The sequence below is a fragment of the Halomarina rubra genome (assembly GCF_023699475.1).
Classification (GTDB): Archaea; Halobacteriota; Halobacteria; order Halobacteriales; family Haloarculaceae; genus Halomarina; species Halomarina rubra.
This window is the reverse complement of the sequence record NZ_JALXFV010000012.1, coordinates 1-1078: the sequence shown is the minus strand read 5'-3', so window position 1 is coordinate 1078 and position 1078 is coordinate 1. Positions and strand designations below refer to the sequence as shown.

General features: G+C 62.4%; 2 protein-coding genes. Both read left to right on the top strand.

What is annotated here, in order from left to right; genetic code table 11:
- Positions 1–633: hypothetical protein (locus M1L36_RS21135; RefSeq protein WP_250875745.1), on the top strand; the 633-nt coding region annotated here is incomplete at its 5' end.
- Between the two features lie 80 nt (positions 634–713).
- Positions 714–977: a hypothetical protein gene (locus M1L36_RS21130; protein ID WP_250875744.1), complete on the top strand. Its 264-nt coding sequence runs from the start codon at positions 714–716 to the stop codon at positions 975–977.
- Positions 978–1078: the final 101 nt, after the last annotated feature.

Below are 1078 nucleotides of genomic sequence, written 5' to 3'. Positions count from 1 at the left end.
TACGGCGACGTGGTCCGCGTCGGCATCGACCCCAAGGACACCAACGACAGCCACGTCGTCCAGGCCGACGCCCACGACTTGCCGTTCGGCGACGACGTCCAGTTCGACCTCGGCGTGTTCCACCCGCCATGCCGGAAGTGGTCGAGCATGACGCGCATCTCAGGGGACCCGGACGACCACCCGGACCTCATCCCGCTGGCGCGGGAGCTCGCCGAGAAACACTGCGCCCAACACATCATCGAGAACGTCCCCGCAGCACCGCTCCGTGACCCGGTGGTTCTCGACGGGCGGATGTTCGGCTTACCCATCCAGAAGGAACGCGCCTTCGAGACGTCGTTCAACGTCGAGCAACCCGCACGCTACGCGAGTCTGAACGAGGACACCGTCAGCCCGTACTACTACGCCGACCGCTCGCGCGAGTGGTGGGCCGCGACGATGGGCTACCCCGACCGCTACCCCAAGCAACACATGGCGAAGAACGCCATTCCAGCACCCTACGTCCGCTACCTCCTGCGCGCGTGGATGTGCCAGTGCCGTGGTGGCGTGATGCAGAACGAGTACACCAAACACGACCAACTGGACGTCGAAAAACGGAAGGCGGAGAATCACGCCCTCGTCGCCACCGATGACTGATTCACTGTGGGCAAGAAGTGGCCTGTTGTGGGGAAGATTTATTATCTATACCCACGTTGAAGGTAGTAGAGGCAAGACGAATGATGACCCAACCCATCACCACGGCCGGTATCGCAGTCGAACGCAACGACGCCCGCACGAAGCACGGTCAGACCGCAGACGAGTACGACGTGATCCTCCGCGACCCCTCGGGCGACCTGCCGCCAAACCTCTACGAGACGGTGGACGAACACGTGCGCGAGCACTTCGACCTCTCCCAGTTGGCCGACGGCGAGACGCGCCACCTCGGCACGGTCGTCTACGACGCCGACGAAGTGCAGGACATTTGCATCGTCACCGAGTAAGCGCTGGTTCTACCCATGAAGGTACTAATCGAAACCGACGACGAGAGGATTCACAAGGAACTGAAAGCCGACAGTCGTGGGCGCATCACACTCGGCTCGGA